Origin of the sequence: Carnobacterium sp. 1290_CSPC, from assembly GCF_001053265.1 — a bacterium.
Taxonomy (GTDB): Bacteria; Bacillota; Bacilli; order Lactobacillales; family Aerococcaceae; genus Aerococcus; species Aerococcus urinaeequi.
The window spans coordinates 1-20,743 of record NZ_JVVG01000117.1; the positions used below are offsets into that span (position 1 = coordinate 1).

The window sequence follows — 20,743 nt, forward strand, 5'->3', positions numbered from 1 at the left end:
ATTTAAACTCATCTATACCAAGGTTACTAGGCAGATAGTTTCCTTTTGGTGATAGTCCTTCACCAGCTTTCAGTAGAATCCTAGTGACTGTTGGAGACGACACGTGAAATGCTTCACTAGTATAATTAAATAAGTAGTAATAAGTTAAAATAGAATCTGAAAATGATATATCATTTTCTTTATTAACAAATATCAGCTCTTGTCCTTTTTCTATACGGTTTTCAATTTCATCTTGATAGCTCTTTACAAGATAAATGCTATCGCTACGCCATATTTCTTGGCCGTCATAAATTAAGTCGTCATCATCATAGTAATCTATGAAAATAATGTCATAGCAAGTATCGGTGTAGTAATCATCAATATCGTCGCCATGAACAACGATAATTTGGTGATTGGTGTTTAGTAATTCAATTAGGTTAGATTTATTGTAGTCGCTTAAAATTGTAGTCATTTAAATTACTTCCTTTCTTTTAAAAAATTATTTTTTTAGGCGCTTTGGCTGGTTGCTTAATCTTTTAAAATCGAGTGAAGATTTATTCAAGATACGCACTTCGCTTTAGTTCCTAATTATTTTTTCAGTGTGCTTATGGTGGTTTGCTTGGTTATAAAACAGTGGAGAGATAAAAAAGCTGCAAGGGCGATCTATGATCGTGCATTTACCCTTGCCGTCTTTTTTGAACGTAACTATAACCGTAAAAGCAAAGCCCTTAGCACACTAAAATGATTAAGGAACGTTAAGCGGTATATTGGATAGTAAAATCGAACGGAAAAAAGCACTTGATATACTTACCAAGTGCTTTCCTATTGTTTTAATCTTTTTATTTGTAGGTCAGACATACATGATTGACCACCTAATCCTTTTAAAATGGCTCTAAATCGTCCTGTCAGCCTCTATTTTATTTGTCAAAGTCAAAAGTTACCTTATTTTCAACAATTTTCAATTTAGCACTAAAGGCTTTGCCTTTTTTACTCTTAAATCCCTTAATTTCTGATGTGATACCTTTCTCCAGCAATTGTTGAACGTTACCTTTTGGTATTGTTTTACCACTCCATTTTTTAGGTAAAGTAAATTTACAATTTGGATAATCATCACAACCATAAAATTTTCCCTTATCGACAATATGATGTTGGCATTTAGGACAAGTACCAATCATTTTGTTGTTCATTATTTTTTTTGCATGTTGTTGGATATTGCTGTTATCAAAATTATTAGGTACGGTTTCCATTGTATGCTCAATAAACCGTTCTATACTATCAATAAAAGCTTCTTGTGTGCCTTGTTTTTCTTTAATTTTGTTCAGGTACTTTTCCCATTTGGCTGTCATTGAAGCATTAGCAATCGGATCTTCCTTAATGACTTCACATAAGGTAATCCCTTTTTCAGTTACTTTCAGGTATTTTTTCTCTAATTTCACATACCCTTTATTTTTGATATTTTCGATTATACTAGCTCTTGTCGCTTCTGTACCGATACCTTCTGTTTCTTTCAATATATCTTGTTCATTTTCTTCTTCTAATGTTCTTCCGACATTCTTCATAGCGGTTAAAAGCGTACCTTCGGTGTAAGGTTTTGGTGGCTTTGTTTCGCCTTGTTTTGTTTCAAAATTAGCGGTAACTGTATCGCTTTTAGCAACTGCTGGTAATACTTCTTTATCATCTTTATCTTCTTTACTATCTGATAAAATACGTTTGAAACCTTTGTCTAATTCCACTTTTCCAGTCGTTTTAAACTCAATACCATTCGCATTTGTTAAAATAGTTGTTTCTTCATAGCGATAAGGTTTTTCAAAAATAGCGATTGTTCTAAGTAAAATTAATTCATAAATTTTACGTTCAGTATCATTTAATTTATCTAATTCAGGTATTGTTTTGGTAGGAATAATCGCATAGTGTTCAGCGACTTTAGCACTATTGACGTATCGTTTATTTTCTTCCAGTTGTGGCTCGGCAATTGCTTTATTTGCTAGATTTAAATAGTTATTTAAATTACCTTTTAAATAAGCAAATTCAGGACTACCAATGTAGTTGCTATCTGATCTAGGATAGCTAGTATATTTCTTTTCGTATAAACCTTGTGCTACCTTTAAAGTTTCGCTGGCACTCAAATTAAAGCGTTTATTTGCTTCGGATTGTAAATCCGATAAACTAAATAGTTTGGGTGCGTATGTACGTTTTTCTTCTTTTTTTACATCAGTAATGATTGCTTCAATATCATCTTTTAATTGATTTTCATCTTTAAATACTTCTAATTCTTCTGCACTATCAAAACGTTTTTTATATTTACCAATATAGTTACCTTTTTGATTAGCAAAATATCCGTATAATTCAAAAAAAGATTTTTTGACAAAATTTTCAATTTCTTGTTGCCGTTGGTAGATTAAAAATAGGGTTGGTGTTTGTACACGTCCAATTGAAAATACACCGTCCATACCATTTTTTTGCATTTGTAAGGTATACAATCTTGTTAAATTCATACCCACAAGCCAGTCAGCAATTTGTCTAGTTTCAGCTTCAACGAAACTAGAGTAATAATCTTCTCCATTTTTAAGATTTTGAAATCCTTTTTGAATTTCATCTTTTTCTAGCGAATTAATCCATAACCGTTGAATAGGCTTATGATCATTGCCTGATAAGCGGATAATTAATCGTGCAATGGCTTCACCTTCTCGGTCTGTATCAGTTGCGATAATAATGTTATCCGCTTTATCTAGGTGTCCTTTAACAATGTTATATTGTTTCCTTTTATCTTTAGTTACTTTAAATTTATATTCTGTTGGAAAAATTGGTAAATTATCTAAATGCCAATTTTTCCATTCTTCTTGATATTCTTGTGGGTCATATAAAGATACTAAATGACCAAACCCATAAGTGATAATTGCTTCATTGAAACCATTTCCTGAAACAATATAATAACCATCTTTTCGTTGTTGTGTATCAAAAGATTCAGCATAGGCTTGTGCTTGACTAGGTTTTTCGGCTAAAATAACTGTGTTGTTCATATATAACAATCCTTTCTATAAACGGCTAGCAATGCGACTGCTAGCCGTTTTCTTTTTATTACTAGTTCTCATTTGCACTTTCTACTTCTTTAGGGATTAATGTAATTGTAAAGCCATCTTCATAATTATCTAAATTATCGCTTATAAGATTTAAAGTATATTCACCGTCATTTTTTTTAATAGAATATTTTATTTCTCTAGTTTTTTCTTCGTCTGAAAAAGCAGGTGTATATTTTTTCGTCATGGTAATTTCTGTTTCTTCATCATTTAGTTGATAATTGAAATTATCAGATATTGGTAAATCTTTTGCTGTAAAAACTACTAAGTCGTTTGAAAACTTAATTTCTCCAGTAACTCCGTCGCTTTGTACAAATTCCCAATTATTTTCTTGTAAATCTTCTTTTACTGACGGATTAGAACATGCAGATACTATAAAGAAACTAAAGATTGTAAAGATAATTTTTTTGATATTTTTCATGATGTTTACTCCTTATATCTGTTGTCTATTTTCTCAATAATCGAGAAGCTACCATACGACCAGCGGATTGTCCGCCACGTGCCACCCCTGAACTATAACGAATATTTTTAATGATAGTTGGACCTGAAATAACTAATGCTCCTGTTCCAATTATCATTGTGATTTGCGCCCAAGTATCTAAGTTATTCCGATTAAATAAGGCTTCTGTAAACAAGGCTATTGATAGGACTAATGTAATAATTGTTAAAGCGTGGCTAATTAAATCTTTACTCCACGAACTCAACATATCGTGATCCTCTGATACGATTGAAACTGCAACAATAGGCGAAATGATTTCATTGAAGAATAATTGTACTTGCTCCATTGATACTTTAAAAATGAAGAAACCTAGAACAATTAAAATGAAAATACTTAATAAAAATGTCCATGCACCAGAATTACTAAAAGCATTGGTGAAGCTATCACCTATGACCTCTTTTATACCGTCTTTTAATGTTCTACCAATATCTCCAAAAAAATAATCGGTAAAAATCTTGGAAACTTGCATAGTTGTAGAAACAAGTAAAGGTGCTAAAACTAGGAAGATACCACTTTTAACAGTATTCACCAAAAGACTTGCAATATTAGCTTCACGACTACCGTCTGCTTCACTAATTAACATTTGAATGACTTGAAATAAGGCAATAACTACTAATAAAGTTGCTGAAAACCCTACAAATAAAGTATGTGCCGTTAAAGCTGTTCCAGCTAAACCGTCATAGTTTAAAACAATATTTGAAATCATATCAACAAATACATCAATAAAATTTTCAACCCAACCATTAACCATATCAGTTATTTTTTCTTCTATATTCATTTGTTCACGTCCTTTCTTTTAAACATCTTCTTCTACATCATCTTCTAGGTAATGATTAAGTGCATTATCGTCCTTTTCTTTTTTCTCTTTTTCTTCTTTCTCCTTTTTTTCTTGTTGCATAATTGCTAGTCGTTCTTGTTTCTTTTCTTCATTTTCTATTGCTTTAGATTCAAATTCATTCACTAACTGATTAAATTTTTCAGTTTGTTTAGGGTCTTCATGGTTTTGATAGTCATTTTGGGTTAATAAAACATCAGGATTTGGAAATATTTCATATTGATAAGCTTTTTGCGTTTTTAATGGTGGTTTTTTCGAAAATACAATAAGTTGTGTATCAGTTTCCATACTTTTTATCTCTCCAGCGGTCATTAAATCCCTTGCTGAATAGCTCTCATTTTCAGAATGACTACTTGAATTTCCTTTTTGGTCAGTATTTTTAGATGATGATTTATTCTCTGTTTCTACTTTAACGGTAGCTTTACCTAATAATTTAGAAAAGTATTCTGCCGTTGTATTGTTACCAGCACCCATACAGATTTGTACGGCACAGTTACCTAAAATGCTTTCTGCTTTCTCCTTATTATAACGGTCTTGAAGTTGTGTTAAGGTTTGAATAATTGTCGCAACACCAATACCATATCCACGACATGTGGCTAGAAATTCTTCATAGTTGGTAAATTTACCTAAGTTTACAAACTCATCTAAAATAAAATTAACTGGATTTTTAAGTTTTGCGTGATTATTTGAAGCACCTTCGTATAATTGGTCGAATAATTGTGAGAAGAAGATATTTGTTAAGCCTTCCCAAGACTTGTCCATTACAGGAATAATCACGTATAGCATGATTTTCTTTTCACCTACATCTTGTAAGTGAAAATCAGAAAAACTAGTAAAGTTGGCAACTGTTTCATTAATATAATCAGAAATCGTTGTTAGTAACGATACAATGATACTGCCTTTCATATCGCCACGAGATTTTTTATAGCCTAATTCATATAGTTTTCTTGCTGGGTGAGTTATATCTAATTGTAGAAATGCGTTATCTAACTGACTTTCTTCTTTATCATTTTGTGCTTCTTGATGATTTTGTAGAAATGATACGACACCTTTCATATTACGATTTTTAGGGTGTTCTTCCAATTTGACGTATAAAATTAAAGCTGCCAGTAAAGAACGTTGTGAGTAATACCATACGTCTTTCTTGCCGTCCTTGTTTGCACTATCAACAATTTTAGTCGCCACATTCGTAGCTTCGGTATCAGAATTGACATAGTCTAATGGATTATATCGGTCAGAGTGGTTCATTTTTGAAAAATTGATAACATGCACTTCATAACCTTGTCGTGCCTTAAAGTCGGCGGTATATTCATAAACTTCACCTTTTGGATCAGTAACAACAATACTATTTTCGGTTTCATTTAGAACATTTGTAATAACGAAACCTTGCGTTTTTGCAGAACCCGGGTCGCCCATAATCATAATGTTTCGATTCGGTTTACTTTCGGTTGGTTGAATAATATAATCTTTACCTAATTTTCCTAAGATAGTACCTGTCAAATTAATCATTCCTTTCTGATTGATATTTCAAGGACTGTTCAAACTCGCTTAATACATTATTCTTTGGTTGCTTCATAAAATTCTGTTTATCAAAGATTTCACTTGGTGTTGCCCAGCGAGCTGATCCATGATACGTATTGCGATTTTCAGTTTCCCAACCGTCTGATTTCAATCTCCCTTTATTTAAGACTAATGCATAAATAAAGGCAATTACTGTACCAATCATAAATAGCTTGTTTCGTTCCGCTATATAACCTTTAATGATTGTAGGTAAACTAGTAAATAATGTTTTATTAGATTGTGCTAATTGGTCGGTAGTAAATAAGGTTACAATATTATAGGTATCTAGTAGTGTAACTAGATAAACAATCATGGTAACTAATATTTCTAATAGAATAAAACTAAGTAAAATCCAAAATATTTTCTTTAAAATTGATTTTGATTTATCACTCATATATATCCCTTTCCTAAGGTATCATTGTTTGTTGTGGCTTCGGTGTCGTTTCGACACTTTCAATTAAATATTGACCGTCTTTTTCAATTAATTGAATTTCATAAATATTTGTCAATTCAGTTGGTTGATTTTCATCTACCTGAAAAGTAGTATCAGCAGTAAGGACAAAGCGATTATTATCACCTACATTTTGATAATAATCTGTAATTTCAATGGTACTTACATATTGTGTCGTATCATCTAAATGTTCATAACCTATTAGTCCGTCTAAGGTTTCTTGTGTAAAGTATTGGTCAATTTTACTGTTCCGTTCGTTATAAGTATCATTGTCATAATTGAGTAATGTACTAAACGCTTCTGCAATAAATTGTGTTTTCTTTTCTGTTTCTTCCTGCTCTTTCGCTTTAACTGATGAACTATTGTCTGTTTGTGATGTAGTAGTTTCTGAACTAGCGTTTGAAGCACTTTCTTCGTTTTGGCTGGTACTTGCACAAGCACCTAACATCAATGAAGTTATCAATAAAATACCGACTTTTTTCATCATTTCTTCTCCTTTAAAATTGAACATAATTTCTTGGATTGACTTTATTTCCTTGACCTTCATGTACTTCAAAATGTAAATGAATACCAGTAGAATAGCCTGACGTTCCTGTATTCCCTAATATTTGTCCTTTTTCAACGGTTTCACCTTGATTAACGATTGGTGTGCTTACCATATGCATATAAACGGTGATTAAGCCATTTTCATGTTGAATTTGCACCATATTCCCACCACTTGGACTAAATCCACTAAAGATAACGACACCTTTTTCTGCACTTCCAATAGGTAAATTCGCACCGCCTAAGGGTGCTAGGTCAGTACCCCCATGTAATGAACTCTTTCCTGAAATGGGGTCTATACGACCGCCAAATTCTGATGTTGTAATATAGGTACTCTTATCGTTTCCAGCGTATGGACTTTGTAATTCACCGTCTCCTGTTATTACAACTACATTTCCATTGGTAGCACCACCCATATAACGTTTTACATTATCAACATAATTAGGGTCGCCATATACAGACCAACCTAATCGACTTTTCATTTGATTAGAAAATTGTTGTGCTAACTCTTTTGAATGTTTACCCCCATTTTGCGAAACAAAACTGATGTAACCATTTCCCATGTTATAAGATTGAATAGCGGTATCTACATCTACACCAGCACTTTCAGCTTGGTCTAAAACTTCATCAAAATATTTAACCCCAATTTTAATAGAATATTTTGGGTCTTGAATTGTATTCGGTGGTAAGCCTAAACTTTCGCTTGCTTGCATAATATCTTTTGAAGCAGTACCGCCACTCTCTTGTGTTACAATCGCTAAAACTACGTTAATCTGATCCTGCCGACCATATTTTGCTAACTCTTCTTTTATTGGCTCTTCGTACTGTCTAACCGCCTGCGGTACTTGTCCTGTACCGTAAGCACCAATAGAACTTTGTTGCTGGTTAAACATTGCTAGTATCGTTGCAATTAAAATTACAAAACTTAGAATTATAAATGCAATGAACGCTGCTATTTTTTTCCAATTTCTAGCTAAGAAACCCTGTGCTAATTTACTTGCAATTGCACTCATTGCATATCCCCCTAATTAAAATTGCCTAACTGTTCTTCAACTTCTTTAACTTGATTTTCTAAATCTTTTTTCTTTTTATCATCTTTTTCGTTTTGAATACGTTCTTGTAATTGTTTTACTTGATTTTGTAAGTCGCCTTTTTCTAGTAATTCTGCAATGACTAAATTATCAGGATATTTTTCTTGTACCTTTTGAGCGTTTGTTAAATCATTATCCTGTATAAAGGCTTCTGTTAATCTTTCAGCCGTATTCTCATCATCAAGGAAGTTTAATATGTTTAACATTTCATTTTTATTATTATCTGCAATCGCTTGTTCATCAGCTAATTTGGTTTTCGCTTTATCAGATAATTGTTCTCCGTTTAAATCTTTAATGGCTGTTTTTTCATCTTCTTGATATAGCTTAGTAATCACGTTTTCTAACTGATTTTCATCAGTATCAATAGCGAGTTGATATTGCCCTTTTTCTACTAATTCTTCTGCAACTTTACTTAAATCAGCTTCTGCTTTTGTATAAGAATCAACGGCTTTTTCGTATTCACCGTCATTCATTTGTTCATTTGCTTGAATAATTAAATCTTTACTAGCAATAGTGCTTTCATATTCGTTTGCTAAAGCTTCTCTGTTATTATCATTAATGGAATTAATCGCTAACACACTACCAATCGCTGCGATTGTTAAAATGCTTGCTGTTGAGATTAATAAGGTTTTCCATTTTGATTTTTCTTTACTGCGATTTTGAATATAATCATATTCGATATAATCTTGGCTATCTGTTAGAAAGGTTAATAATTCTGCTACACTATTTTTCGCATAGATTTCTTTAATAAATTCATTGGCTTCTTTTTCTACGTCCTGTGGTGTGGCCAAACATTTTTCATATGGAATATTAGATAAAATACTAGCTACGCATGCTTTATACATTTGTAATGTAGTATAATTAGCCTTAGGCATATACTGATTACCAGCATACGTATATTTAATCGTACGCATAGGGTGGTAATAAAGTGTGCTTGGATTGATTGATATAAATAAATTATCAGTCTCGTATTCATGAAGAATATCTTGTTTTAAAATTTCTCGTGCAATGGAAACTTTCACAGGATATTCTTCATTTTTTAGATTCAATCCATTTTTTAGATTGGTATCTTTTTTAAAATAAAAATGATAATTTTGGTCATCTTCTGTTATTTTTTCTATTGTTAGAAATCTATCATCTTGACTAGTAATCAGTGAATCAATCTCTGATTTTTGGTGGTTTGAAAACTGTTCTTTAGAAATGCTAATTTTAATAGTTTCGGTTTCTTCTGTTAATGTTCCAAAATCAAAATTATAGATACTTTTTTTACGCATTTTGATTTTTCACTCCTTCAGAATTGAAAAGATAATGCTTCATCTTTTTCAATTGGTGTCATGGCGATTTCTTCTTCATAATTCGGTGCTTCTAACGTACCGTTTTGCTCTTGATATTGTTGCGGATCAATCATTCTTAATTCTTCATTTGTGAGCGTTACAACATTAAATGCTCGCTTTGAGCCATTAATAATTAAGGCTTCCCCTTGTTTTTTCTTTTTCAGTAATCTTCTTTCTTTCTCTGAAAAAGAAACACTTAATTTATTTTCAATATCTTCTAAACCTTGACTATCTAATCCAAAAAATACTTTCGTATAACTATTACCGATAATTGCTTGTCCAACATTTTTACCATTTTCCATAGTACCTTCTAAAACATCTTGGATTTGTTGCGTACCAGCAATTGCACCAGCATTATATTTTCTAAAACGTTTATAAGCTTGGTAGAAAAAGGTTGAAGCGTCAGGATTTTGAGTTAAAAAGTGGAACTCATCTACGAATAGTTTGATATTTTCACTCCTATTTTTTGTGATTTCATCCCATAAATAGCTAAAAGTATTTAAATAAGCACCACCTTGACTGTCTCTTTCGTTTTGTAGTGCTTTTAAATCAAAGGAAATTAAATCATTATCTAAATTGATATTGGTTGTTCCATTAAATAACGTATTTGCACCATTAATATAGCTATCTAAAATAAAATAAAAATCTTGGATTTTTGCGTATCTTTCACTATCACTTTCTTTAAGATTTTCAATTTTAGTGTATACATCACTTAATATAGGCCATTGTTCATGCTTAATATCTCCTATTCTCTGATAACGTAAAACACCACTATTACGATAGACATCTCGTAAAACACGGTCTAAAATACTTTTTTCTACTTGGTCAAGGTCAGGTTTCAGAACTTGGAAAAATCCTTTTACACGTTGGATTTTATTTTTAACTAGTAAATCCATTGTTACTTCTAAAGTCTCGTCATCATCATCAATTAATGTTGATGAAAAAATCTCTAGTGGATTAATAATGGTTGAAGCGTTACTACTTAAATGCACTACATCTCCACCATAATATTTCACAATATCGGTATACTCATTTTCAGGGTCAATAATAAATACCTTTATACCTTTAGCAATATATCGCATGATTTTCATTTTCATGTAAGTAGTTTTACCAACACCACTTGTACCAATAACAACCATGTTTTGATTCAATACATTTCGTTTATCTTGGTAATTAATAGCAATCAAACTATCCGTATCTTTATTTGTTCCTTCAATATCGCTATGGGGCGATAAATCAAGCATTTCTCCGTCATCAAAGGGAAAAGTTGATGAAGCAACTTCTGTATTAGATTGCTGGTAAGCATAATCTCTCAATAAATTTTCGCCAATTGGCATAGCTGACCAAAAAGCATGATACATCGCTTTTGTTGGGGTCATTGGTCTTAGTTGTAACTTCATTAATGTGTTTTCAACACTTTCAGTTAGTGTGTTTAATTCTGTTAAACTGTCGGCTTGTAGATAGACATACATACTTTGATATACATAGGTAACTTCACTATCAAGATATTTACTCATTTGCATTTCTGCGGTTTCAATGGCTTTTTCTAATCGTTTCTTCTTCAATGGGTCATAAGTCGATATTTTTTCTGCTTCTTTATTTTTAATCGCTTTATTGTAGTAATCCACCATTTGATAAGAATTTGAGCTTTCAAAATGTTGAATAATAGTGATATTACCCTTTTTACGTTTTAATTCAGCTAACCAGTTACCACTTTTTACTTTTGGATAATTGACGATTGTCAGTACACGTATAAAGTTACTACCACTTTCAATATGATCAGGAAATTCTTCCCAGCTAAAAGGATAGACTTCTTCTAAGTTACTACCATCAATCACCTCTTCTAAGTTTTGGACAATATCACTTTCTTCAATCTCTAATTCTTCATTTAAAGATGAAGCGATTTCTTTCTCTTTATCTTTATTTTTAAAAAGGTTAAACATATAGAAACCTCCATTTACTTACCGTTATAATTCATTTGATTTTTTAATACTTGTTTAACTTCGTCAGCGAATAGTTGTTTTGCCTGTAAATCATATTGTTCAAAGCTATTTTCTAGTCTTGAGATATAATTTCTAATCTTATCTTTTAAATCTTGTGCTTTAGTTTCTAAAGATACTAGAGATTTATCTGTGATTTTTTCTTTTACGATTAAGATATGTCGCTTCGTATTCATTTCCTTTGCTTTAGATTTTTGTGTAAGGTCTTGAATATATGATGCAATTAATTGTTTTTTCGCTTCATTTTCTTCCATAAGATAACGTTTTTTATAACTTAATAAATAGTCATCTATATTTACTGGACTAGTCGTATCAATCCACTGTTGTACTTCATTTGACGAATCGCCTAACGTGTTAATTAAAAATGTATTGAATGTATCAAACGTATCGGTTTGTTCTTCATCATTTAACAACTCTAAATTGATACCTGAAATTTCAATCATACCAACAGCATAACCTGTCTTGGTAATTAGAATATCTTGATAGGTCGATTGAATAAGCGACATATCATTTATTGTTTCTTTGCCTTTTTTATTGATAGGTCTAGGTTGCCATGTAAATGTAAGTTCTTTTGTATTTTCTTTATCTTTGGACTTAAATAAGTTCATGCTATACCCCTATCTACTATCTGTAGTGTTTTGCTTTCTTAAAGTATAGATTTTGTCGCTTACTATATTGCCGTTTTAATTTCATATAAGGAATTAATCGTACATTCGGTCTATCTTTAATTGGATTACTTGAAATAATGCCAATTACCATTGTAATGACAATAATTGAAATAAAGACTTTGATGATAATAGCGGTAAAACTATGTGGGGGAAATGCGATAAACACAAGCCCCACAACAACCGCTGGTACAACATAAATCAAAATTTCTCTAAGTGATAATCCTAAAAATACGCTATATTTGCTATCAATATTTTCAGGAAATATAAATTTCTTCTTGTTATTCATATATATTCCTTTCTTAGGAACAATATTATTGGAATAAGCTATATACCCATGGCACTACCCATACAATCGCAGCTCCAATAGCTACAAGTCCTAAAACACGTCCTACCGCTTTATATACTTCATTCTTTTCTTGTGGATCGTCAGCACTTGGCATACGTTTAATTAAAATAAATAAGGCAACGACAATCCCTGTTGTTACAATCAATCCTGTTAGTACGCTTTGGATTTGAGACATCGCATTATTGATACGTCCTTGCACATTACTTGCATATACAGTCGTTGGTAACATACTAGCAATACCAGTAATTGTCGCTACATAAGTGCTTGATTTAAATTTGTTTGATAAGTTAGATAATTTCATTTTAATGCTCCTTTTAATCTTCAATATTTCGTTTCAATGATTGTGCCTGTGCTTGTTCTCTTTTTTGTTGTACAAGTTCCTGATCCCTACGTTTATCATCTTCAATAACTTTTCTGTCGATACGATTATCAATATCTTGTATGCTCTTAAAATATTGTGATACTCGCTTTAGACGGTTATCTTTAAACTGACCTATAAAAGCCTTTGTTTTTCCGTTCTCGTCTTTTTGCTCAATAATAAGATTTTGTGCTTTATATTTTTCAGTCGCTTTATTCACTTCAATGTTAAATACATCTAAAAATCCTTCGGTTATACTTTGCCCAGCAAATGCTAATTCATTCATAAAACTGTTGTTTCTAGGATTAGCATTTGAGAAATCAATTTGTTGAAGTTTTTCGATTGCTTCATCTTTATTTGTTAAATCAATACGTTCTCTAACATGTTGAATAAAGTCCTGTTTTGGCACAATCACCTTATCTGCTTGCTGATCACGAATAGCTTCATCTCGCTTACGATTTTTTTCATCTAAGCTATCAGTGCTATTCATTTTTACTTCTAAATTCTCTTGCTTATAACGTTCTAACAAGTAAAACACCCCCTTTCAAAACTTTTATCTATTATAATCTACTAGCTAAACTTATAAATGAATTACACTTCGAAAGTTGTACATAAACATTTTTAATTATTTATGTACAACTTTATTATATAAGATAAAGGCTTATTTATCAAGCCTTTAGTCTATTATTTCATCAAATTTATTTAGTACAAATTCTAATAATTCAACCTTTTGATTTTTATTATTTGGTATAAATTTATCAAAGTTAATTGGGTATTGTAAAAAAATCTTTTTAGTGTCATTACTGGAATAGTTTTTCTGATGATATTCAATATCTTCTGTTAATAATGTGTAGGTAATTAATGTTTTTGAGTATATAGCAGTCTTTTCCAATATCTCATCAAATTTTTCTGATATATAGGTTGGTACAGTAAATCCCTTTCTAATCATTTCTCTTTTTTGGTTTGTTCTAGGTAATGTATGTTGTTTTAAATGTAGATGAATTAGTGCTGATAAATATTGATTAAAACTATATACATCTCTAGGTTTATCAGCATGTAATGTCGATAAATAAGCTGTTAGGTCTATATACAAGTTTTTCTTCTGATTGCTATTGTTCTCTAACAGCGCTTTATATTGCTGAATATCTTTTACTAATAATTTATTGTTTCTATTTAAGTATAAGATTAAAAATATATAGTTTGTTTTAGCAATCCCTAAATAATTTGCTTCTTCTTCTAGTTGTTTTAAATCATCTTTTAAAAAGGTAATATATACTTTCTTTTTTTTATTTTCCATGGTATCTTCCTAAACTATAATTTTGGTTGGTTTTGTTTTTGTGCTTCTTGTTGCTCTGTTTTTGTAAGCTTTTTCTTTTTCTTTTTCTTAAACATATAATCGCCTGCTTTATCTTGTTGTTCTCTTCTTAGGTTATCATTGTTAGCTTCTGCAATGCTAGCTAAAATATCAACTTTCCCAACAAGATGAACAAATGAATCGTTATTTAAATTCTCTGTTGCTACAAATTGACTATCTTTATGGTGGGTATGAACTTCTTCCATAAAAATTTTACGCATATTTGGATCAGAAACTGTTTCATAGATTTCAGCTAATCTTGGATTATCTTGAATATGTTCTAATGTTGCTGAATCCATATCGCCATTTGAAATTTTTTCAATCATTTCTAACCCTTGTTGACGTTCTAAATAATTAAATTTAGCGACACGTTCTTCCTGAACAATACCAACAAGTTTATCGAATGAATATCGTCCGCCGTAGTAATCAATAGCTTTGGCAATGGCTTCCTTTTGTTTCAATTTTATATTTTCCGTATTCACTGTTGGATAAATAGATTGAATTGTTTCACTGTAATATTCATCTAAAACTTGAACAGTTTTATAATTTAAATCTCTTTTCTTCAACCATTTCTTATAGTTTTCTTGTTGATGTTCAGGTAAGTCTTTAACCGACATATTATTTTCTGATAGTTCTTTATCAACAGAAGTGATAGCTTTATGACTTTCAGAAAGTTTTTTAAGATAGACATCAGATGATTGTACATAAGGATTTTTTACAACTAGTTTCAACATTTCATTCAAGTGGTTTTCACGTGCATTAAGTAAAACATCTTTAATTTCTTCATCATCTAATACTCGGTCTTGTTTGATTGTTTGGTCAGTAATTGCCATAACATAATAAGCACTATAATTTACTTTTTCTGCTAACGCTGGATAGTATTTTTCAAAAATTCTTTGCGATTGTTTTTCAAAAATTTCTTTTCCTTTTTCAATATTTTCCGCCGTATTCGCTACTGCTTGAATATCTTTATCAGAAATTTCTGTATCATGAATTATCGCATTATACTTCAAACTATTTTGCCAATTGTGTAGCATTCTTTCTTTATCAATTAGCTTGTCATAGGTAACAAAGATTTTTAAGTTCTTCGCTACATTCGTTAATTCTTTTTTTTCTTTTGGACTTAATGAATCAGAAATCATTCGTTTATCATCTTCTGAATCTTCTTGAAGAATATGAATGATATTTATTTTTATTTCTTCTTTAGTAACATCTTTTCGCATATCTTCTCGTGCTAAATTGCGTGCAGAAATTTCTCTGTTTTTTTCACAACGTTCAGAAATTTCCCCACGTTTTTCAATTTGTCTAGCAACATATCCTTCATGGATACTTGCTTCATTTTCAATTCCTAATTCGATATTACTCTTTTCAGAAATACGGTCTGAAAAACCGTTTCTTTCTAAAAATTGATTTGTTAAATTTGCCCAATTTTTTCGCCATTCATTTAATGTTTCTTTGTCATTCCAATCAGTTGTATAAGATTTTCTACTACGAAAATTGCCATTTTCTGTTCTTTGTTTTTCACCATTTTCATCAAGTAAATAAATAATTTCTGCTTTTTTTCCCCACGATCCGTCAGGATTAAACGGACGGATTGTAGTCATTAAATGAAAGTGCGGATTATTTTCGTCATCTCTATGGATAGCTACATCAGCAACCATACCACGATTGACAAAATTTTCTTGAACATATTCTCTAACTAAATCTTCTTGTTCAGCATGATTTAATTCAACAGGTAAGGCAATATTAAATTCTCTTGCTAATTGTGCGTCTGTTCTTTTTTCTACTCTTTCGACTGCATTCCATAATTTTTCACGGTTACTCGCATATGCTGGTGCATGTTCAGGGGTTAAAATAAAAGCAACTGGTTTAACTTCTCTAGCATAAAAATTTGTTTGATTATACCGTTCACTATATAATTTTTCGCCACTACGATATGAAGCAGAAGCAATAGCTGATTGTCCTTTTCCCCTTGAAATTGTCGTTGAAGATAAATGATAAATGGCCATTATTTTAACCCCCTTTCTTTAATTTTTTTGATACATGAGCGAAGCGAACTTTTAATTTTGCTACGCAAAATTTTACATTGTCCGTTTATCACATATAAACGGACGGTCTTTTAAATTTCGAGGTTTCTGCCAATCACATATTGGCAGATAAAACCGATATAATTTCGCACGACATCATTTTTCAAAAATGATGTATAAGTGCGCCCTTGTTCTTAATTCAATTTTATCATGATTTCTTATTGTTGTAAATCAATCGGCTATCTGTTATATTATATTTAATGAAAGGGGTGCTAAACATGGCAAACATAGAAAAGATGTTGCAACAACAAAGAGAATTAGAAAAGAAAATTCAAGAACAAAAAGAGAAAGTATATTATGATTTTGGTAAAGAATTAATAGATACTTTAGAAATTCCTTTTGATTTGATTGGCTCTAAAAAAGATATTCAGAATGTCGTTGAAGAAATTAAAAATAATCTTGTTTCAGATTTATTTGTAATCAATAATGACAATGAAGATAACGTGGAAGATCAAAATATTTCAAACAATCCTAATGATGATTTAAACACTCCAGCAAGTAATTATTAATATGTGATGTTCTATGGACGAAAATAATTTAAAACAAAACTTAGCGGAAAATAATCGTTTGCAAGCACAAATTAAACGAGAAAAAATTAAACAAAGAAAGTTACGCACTAGAAGATTAATTCAAAAAGGTGCTTTACTAGAAAAATATTTTAATTTAGAAAATAGTTCTCCTGATGAAACAGAATTATTTTTGAAACAATTAAAACAAAAAATTAACGATTTGAATTAAATCAAACCGCTAATTTTTTTATTTCTTTTTTTATCTTGCTGGACTACTTTGTGTATGTGCTTTATCAAGACTTTGTTTTACATCATCAATAGGTGTAAATGCTGCTTTATTAACTTTATCAGCTGGATACGTTAATGATTTATTTTCATCATCTTTAATAATTGATGTTTTTAAATCTTCTTTTAACCATTCTTTACCAGTCATACCTTGTACATATTTATCTAACTTCTCATTTGAAATATCCGCTGTTACGATATTTAAGATATGGCTTTTCTCATTTTCATCTTTAACTTCAACAAAAACTTTTTGATAATGCTCTTTATCTTCGATTGAAATTGAGTTAGCTTTTAAATTTTGTTTATATATTTCAGCAAAATTATCATTTTCAGGAACAATGGCACTTTTGTTAGCCAGACTTTTTATTGATAGTGTTTGTTCAAGTTCATTATAATTTTCAACAATTTTATCAATCAATTTTGACGATACTTCTTTAACTTCTTCTAATGATTTTAAATAAACGTCATCATCTACTTCTCTTTTTGTCCAGCTTGCAAGATAGTGTGTAGAATAATCTTCTGTATCTAATTCAAATTTACTACTGACTATATAAGCTGTCATTTCTGCTTGATATTCTAGAACATTTACTGTTTTTAATTCAGGTGCTTTATCTTTCATAATTTTTGAATTGTGCATTTCAGCATGTGCTAACTCATGTAATAAAACTTTTGTTTGTTCTTTTTCGTTTAAATGCTTATCAACGACAATCACATTTTGAGAAGGTGCATAAAAACCTTTTGCTGTTCCGTCAACTACGTCATAGTTCACTTTTACATTTTGTAATTTAGCATAGTCTGAAACAGCTTGATGAAATCTTTTTAAATCATTTTCTGTACCTTTAAAATTAAAATTTTCAGGTTTATTAGGATATAAAACTGGATAATCTTCTGGTGGACAATCTGTTTGTGTAATATCAAATACTGGAACAGCTATAAAGTTAGTAATTTTTCCTTTTATTACTGTATATTTACCTTCCTTAATTTCTTGCTTTTGCTCTTTTGTTGCTTGTGAAACAGGCTTAGTTTTAATTTTTCCTTCTTCCTTATAACGAAACATATCTTGAAATTTAGGTGCTAAAATTTTTATCGCTTTTTCGCCACGTTGTACTTGATAACCTTTTTCTTTAAATTGCTTGTAAGAAGCTACTCCCCACGCTCCATTTCGCTGGGATCGAATTAAAGAAATATTTTTAATCGAATAGTTATTAAATTGAGAAATATATTTCAATAGTTCTAATTCTTGTTTTGGGTCTTTCTTAAAATTCTTGATGTTTTCATTCATTTTACGAGTAAGTTCTTCAACTGCATTTTGTTTATCTTTCCATGCCATAATGACTACTCTCCTTCAAATGAGATATTTTCAGTTTCTGTATCGTAATACACTAAAGCGAATGCTGGCTCATTAAAGTCGTCTACAAATAAACTTTCATCTTCTGCTTCTTTTAACGCACTTTCATATATATAAATTTCATCATCAGGAACACTCAAAGTGATATTATTTTGGGTCTCAGGATTATATAAAGTGATTTGGTTTCCTTCAACTTTTTCTATTAAACATAATACTCTCATATTTTCTCTCCTTTGCGTTTTCAGCGACCTTATTAACATAAACATTACTTGCGTTTTAAATCGCCTTAAAACGCAAGTATTTGCTCTTCCAATATCTAAAATCCCTTTATTTATAAATATTCGTGATACTGTTCTATCACTTTATGTTTGTCATATTGTTTATTACTTACTTTTGTGCTAATCCATATGATCAGACAAAATGGCAATCTAATTAGGTCACGAATAAATTTAAACCAACCCATGTACATGCCGATTACTATATATATTGGCAAACTTATCAAAGATATTCACCTTATTCTGCCTGAAAATAGGAATGAGATAGCCCCTATTATGCCTGAAAAAGGTAAGATAGACATAATAAAAATAAAACAAATATAAATAAAACGAACTTATTCATAGCTAAAGTTATCAACGGCCTCTATATTATCTGCTATACCTAACTTAAGGACAGCATAAATTACAAAAACTGCTGATAGGACAATAGACATAGGTACCTTATTTTTAATCATGACATCTTGCCAAAAAGAATATGGTCTCTCTATAACAACAGGTACTTACTTTTTTTAGCTTAACCTTATATCCGTCATATCCGTCAATTCTACTCTTTCTCATATTTTTGACCCCTTTATATATAAATATACCCAAACATATTTTAAACGCCTTAGATCGCAAAAGGGTACTCTTACTGATACCAGTCATTTTAGCAACTTGATTATATGAGTTTGTTTCCAGTAATTGTAAAGCATGTGTTATTTGTTGCTGGCTATATTTAAGTGGGCGACCGTCTTATATAAGAGCGTTTTTAACTCTTTCCCGTCTGCTTTCTCACCGGTGGTGACGGTAGCGGCTGTTAGGATTCGCTCATCTGTCATCGCAATATATGTTTTGTAGCCCAAAAAGGCCTCATTTTTAGATTTATAGCCGATTTTTGCTTCATCTATACTTAATGAGTTCAAATGATTCAGATCATCTTCAATCGTTTCCTTTAGAACATTTACTTTTCCTTTTTATCAAATTAAGCTAGATATAATTTCATCCAAAATAGCTAATAAATAAAAGGATTATTACTATAAGCATGCTCTTAAAAATCCCCTTTTTTAGAAGTCCTATCAATGGACAACGCTATCAACTTACATTAAAATATGGATAGTGGAAGGAAGTGCTTTAACACTTTCTAATAGTTAAAAGATAAGAGGAGGAAGTTATAATGGAAAGAGATTCATATACGGTTATAGGTAAGTACCGTGATCCGGCAGAAGTAAGAGTGACATTAAAAAGATTAGAACGTGAAGGCTATACTAGAAATGACATTGCACTCTATTCTAATCGTGCGAATTTTAATCAATTCGAAGATACAATGGGCGTAGATATGCGAACTGCAGGTGAAGTTTCCTCAACAAGAGGTGATGAAGACCGTTCATTCTGGGATGAAATAAAAGATATGTTTACAATGGACGATGATTATGGTGTAGAGACGACACAAGACGACTTTATAACTCCTTATAGAGAAGACATTCAAGATGGTTATACTGTAATTGCTGTTCGTAACTATCGTGGAGATACTGAAATACACAGTGAAATGACCGATACGAATGTTACACCATTAGAGAGTGATTTACCTGAAGTGGACACCACCGTTGGAATGGATCGAGAAGTTCAAGACACCACTGAGATGACAGAAAACGAAACGATTCAATTAAAAGAAGAACGTCTGCATGTCGGTAAAGAGGAAGTCCAAACCGGTGAAGTACATGTGACGAAAAAGACCGTCCATGATACGGAAACAATTGAAGTGCCTGTCGAGCGTGAAGAAGTGGTGATTGAAAGAAGAGCTGTTCACGATGGTGAAGTAGACATAACGGATACAACTTTTGACGATGAAACAGAATCTATCACTATCCCAGTTCATGAGGAAAAAGTAGTCGTCGATAAAGACACGGTTGTAACAGAAGAAATTGAAATCAAAAAAGAACATGAAGAAGATGTCGAACATGTCTCTGAAGATATTCGTAGAGAAGAAATTGATATTGAATCAAGTGGCAATGTACGAAGAACAGATACCACTTTGGACGATGAGACAATTGATTTGGAAGATCCAGATAGACCAGATCGTATCTAATAAATGTGCTGTAATTAAGAAGAGGCTGGGACAAAAGGTCTCTCAAAAAAATACACTCCCAAAACTATGAACTTTTTTG

Annotated in this window: 23 protein-coding genes; 3 read left to right on the plus strand and 20 right to left on the minus strand. The window is 31.2% G+C overall.

Going from position 1 to position 20,743, the window contains the following annotated elements:
- The 16 genes from AC973_RS09285 to mobQ form a co-directional block, all read right to left on the minus strand.
- On the minus strand, positions 1-451 hold a 451-nt coding region (locus tag AC973_RS09285; RefSeq protein ID WP_048729878.1), incomplete at its 3' end, for a hypothetical protein.
- 445 nt (positions 452-896) lie between these two features.
- Positions 897-2,999 carry a type IA DNA topoisomerase gene (locus tag AC973_RS09290; RefSeq protein WP_065419889.1) on the minus strand — a complete coding sequence of 701 codons (2,103 nt, stop codon included), beginning with the start codon at positions 2,997-2,999 and terminating at the stop codon, positions 897-899.
- A 61-nt stretch (positions 3,000-3,060) separates the two neighbouring features.
- Positions 3,061-3,477 carry a hypothetical protein gene (locus AC973_RS09295; RefSeq protein ID WP_048729886.1) on the minus strand — a complete coding sequence of 139 codons (417 nt, stop codon included), beginning with the start codon at positions 3,475-3,477 and terminating at the stop codon, positions 3,061-3,063.
- Positions 3,478-3,502: 25 nt separating this feature from the next.
- On the minus strand, positions 3,503-4,333 hold the full coding sequence (locus AC973_RS09300; protein ID WP_048729889.1) for a conjugal transfer protein TrbL family protein: 831 nt from the start codon (positions 4,331-4,333) through the stop codon (positions 3,503-3,505).
- Positions 4,334-4,351: 18 nt separating this feature from the next.
- Positions 4,352-5,890, minus strand: coding sequence for a VirD4-like conjugal transfer protein, CD1115 family (locus AC973_RS09305; RefSeq protein ID WP_048729891.1), 1,539 nt, complete (start codon positions 5,888-5,890; stop codon positions 4,352-4,354).
- A 1-nt stretch (position 5,891) separates the two neighbouring features.
- A complete protein-coding gene (locus AC973_RS09310; protein WP_192829002.1) occupies positions 5,892-6,263 on the minus strand; it encodes a hypothetical protein in 372 nt (123 codons plus the stop codon).
- A gap of 94 nt (positions 6,264-6,357) precedes the next feature.
- The gene (locus AC973_RS09315) at positions 6,358-6,888 is read right to left on the minus strand and encodes a conjugal transfer protein (RefSeq protein WP_157850759.1); all 531 of its coding nucleotides are present in this window, start codon (positions 6,886-6,888) and stop codon (positions 6,358-6,360) included.
- Between the two features lie 10 nt (positions 6,889-6,898).
- Positions 6,899-7,957: a lysozyme family protein gene (locus AC973_RS09495; RefSeq protein ID WP_053083829.1), complete on the minus strand. Its 1,059-nt coding sequence runs from the start codon at positions 7,955-7,957 to the stop codon at positions 6,899-6,901.
- 11 nt (positions 7,958-7,968) lie between these two features.
- On the minus strand, positions 7,969-9,309 hold the full coding sequence (locus AC973_RS09325; protein ID WP_048729899.1) for a hypothetical protein: 1,341 nt from the start codon (positions 9,307-9,309) through the stop codon (positions 7,969-7,971).
- Positions 9,310-9,326: 17 nt separating this feature from the next.
- Positions 9,327-11,312, minus strand: coding sequence for a VirB4 family type IV secretion system protein (locus AC973_RS09330; protein ID WP_053083830.1), 1,986 nt, complete (start codon positions 11,310-11,312; stop codon positions 9,327-9,329).
- 14 nt (positions 11,313-11,326) lie between these two features.
- Positions 11,327-11,977 (minus strand): TrsD/TraD family conjugative transfer protein, encoded by a 651-nt coding sequence (trsD, locus tag AC973_RS09335; RefSeq protein ID WP_048729901.1) that lies wholly within the window; start codon positions 11,975-11,977, stop codon positions 11,327-11,329.
- A gap of 16 nt (positions 11,978-11,993) precedes the next feature.
- The gene (locus AC973_RS09340) at positions 11,994-12,323 is read right to left on the minus strand and encodes a PrgI family mobile element protein (protein ID WP_048729903.1); all 330 of its coding nucleotides are present in this window, start codon (positions 12,321-12,323) and stop codon (positions 11,994-11,996) included.
- Between the two features lie 25 nt (positions 12,324-12,348).
- The gene (locus tag AC973_RS09345) at positions 12,349-12,684 is read right to left on the minus strand and encodes a CagC family type IV secretion system protein (protein ID WP_048729905.1); all 336 of its coding nucleotides are present in this window, start codon (positions 12,682-12,684) and stop codon (positions 12,349-12,351) included.
- 13 nt (positions 12,685-12,697) lie between these two features.
- Positions 12,698-13,270, minus strand: coding sequence for a hypothetical protein (locus AC973_RS09350; protein WP_048729908.1), 573 nt, complete (start codon positions 13,268-13,270; stop codon positions 12,698-12,700).
- 147 nt (positions 13,271-13,417) lie between these two features.
- Entirely contained in the window at positions 13,418-14,038 is a 621-nt protein-coding gene (locus tag AC973_RS09355) for a hypothetical protein (RefSeq protein WP_048729910.1), read from the minus strand.
- A 14-nt stretch (positions 14,039-14,052) separates the two neighbouring features.
- Positions 14,053-16,104 (minus strand): MobQ family relaxase, encoded by a 2,052-nt coding sequence (gene mobQ, locus AC973_RS09500; protein ID WP_053083831.1) that lies wholly within the window; start codon positions 16,102-16,104, stop codon positions 14,053-14,055.
- Between the two features lie 296 nt (positions 16,105-16,400).
- Between mobQ and AC973_RS09365 the strand changes: the two genes are divergently transcribed.
- Positions 16,401-16,691, plus strand: a complete 291-nt coding sequence (locus AC973_RS09365; protein WP_048729913.1) for a hypothetical protein — start codon at positions 16,401-16,403, stop codon at positions 16,689-16,691.
- Positions 16,692-16,704: 13 nt separating this feature from the next.
- Positions 16,705-16,920, plus strand: a complete 216-nt coding sequence (locus AC973_RS09370) for a hypothetical protein (protein WP_048729916.1) — start codon at positions 16,705-16,707, stop codon at positions 16,918-16,920.
- 30 nt (positions 16,921-16,950) lie between these two features.
- Here AC973_RS09370 and AC973_RS09375 read toward each other — a convergent pair whose 3' ends face one another.
- The 4 genes from AC973_RS09375 to AC973_RS09390 form a co-directional block, all read right to left on the minus strand.
- Positions 16,951-18,306: an ArdC-like ssDNA-binding domain-containing protein gene (locus tag AC973_RS09375; RefSeq protein WP_048729918.1), complete on the minus strand. Its 1,356-nt coding sequence runs from the start codon at positions 18,304-18,306 to the stop codon at positions 16,951-16,953.
- A 5-nt stretch (positions 18,307-18,311) separates the two neighbouring features.
- Complete coding sequence (locus AC973_RS09380) at positions 18,312-18,545, minus strand: hypothetical protein (protein ID WP_048729921.1); 234 nt, start codon at positions 18,543-18,545, stop codon at positions 18,312-18,314.
- Between the two features lie 501 nt (positions 18,546-19,046).
- Positions 19,047-19,298 (minus strand): hypothetical protein, encoded by a 252-nt coding sequence (locus tag AC973_RS09780; RefSeq protein ID WP_082148288.1) that lies wholly within the window; start codon positions 19,296-19,298, stop codon positions 19,047-19,049.
- Positions 19,295-19,441 (minus strand): hypothetical protein, encoded by a 147-nt coding sequence (locus tag AC973_RS09390; RefSeq protein WP_192829003.1) that lies wholly within the window; start codon positions 19,439-19,441, stop codon positions 19,295-19,297. Before AC973_RS09390 ends, AC973_RS09780 begins: the two co-directional genes overlap by 4 nt.
- 311 nt (positions 19,442-19,752) lie before the next feature.
- Between AC973_RS09390 and AC973_RS09505 the strand changes: the two genes are divergently transcribed.
- On the plus strand, positions 19,753-20,664 hold the full coding sequence (locus AC973_RS09505; RefSeq protein WP_053083832.1) for a YsnF/AvaK domain-containing protein: 912 nt from the start codon (positions 19,753-19,755) through the stop codon (positions 20,662-20,664).
- The last annotated feature ends 79 nt before the right edge of the window (positions 20,665-20,743 follow it).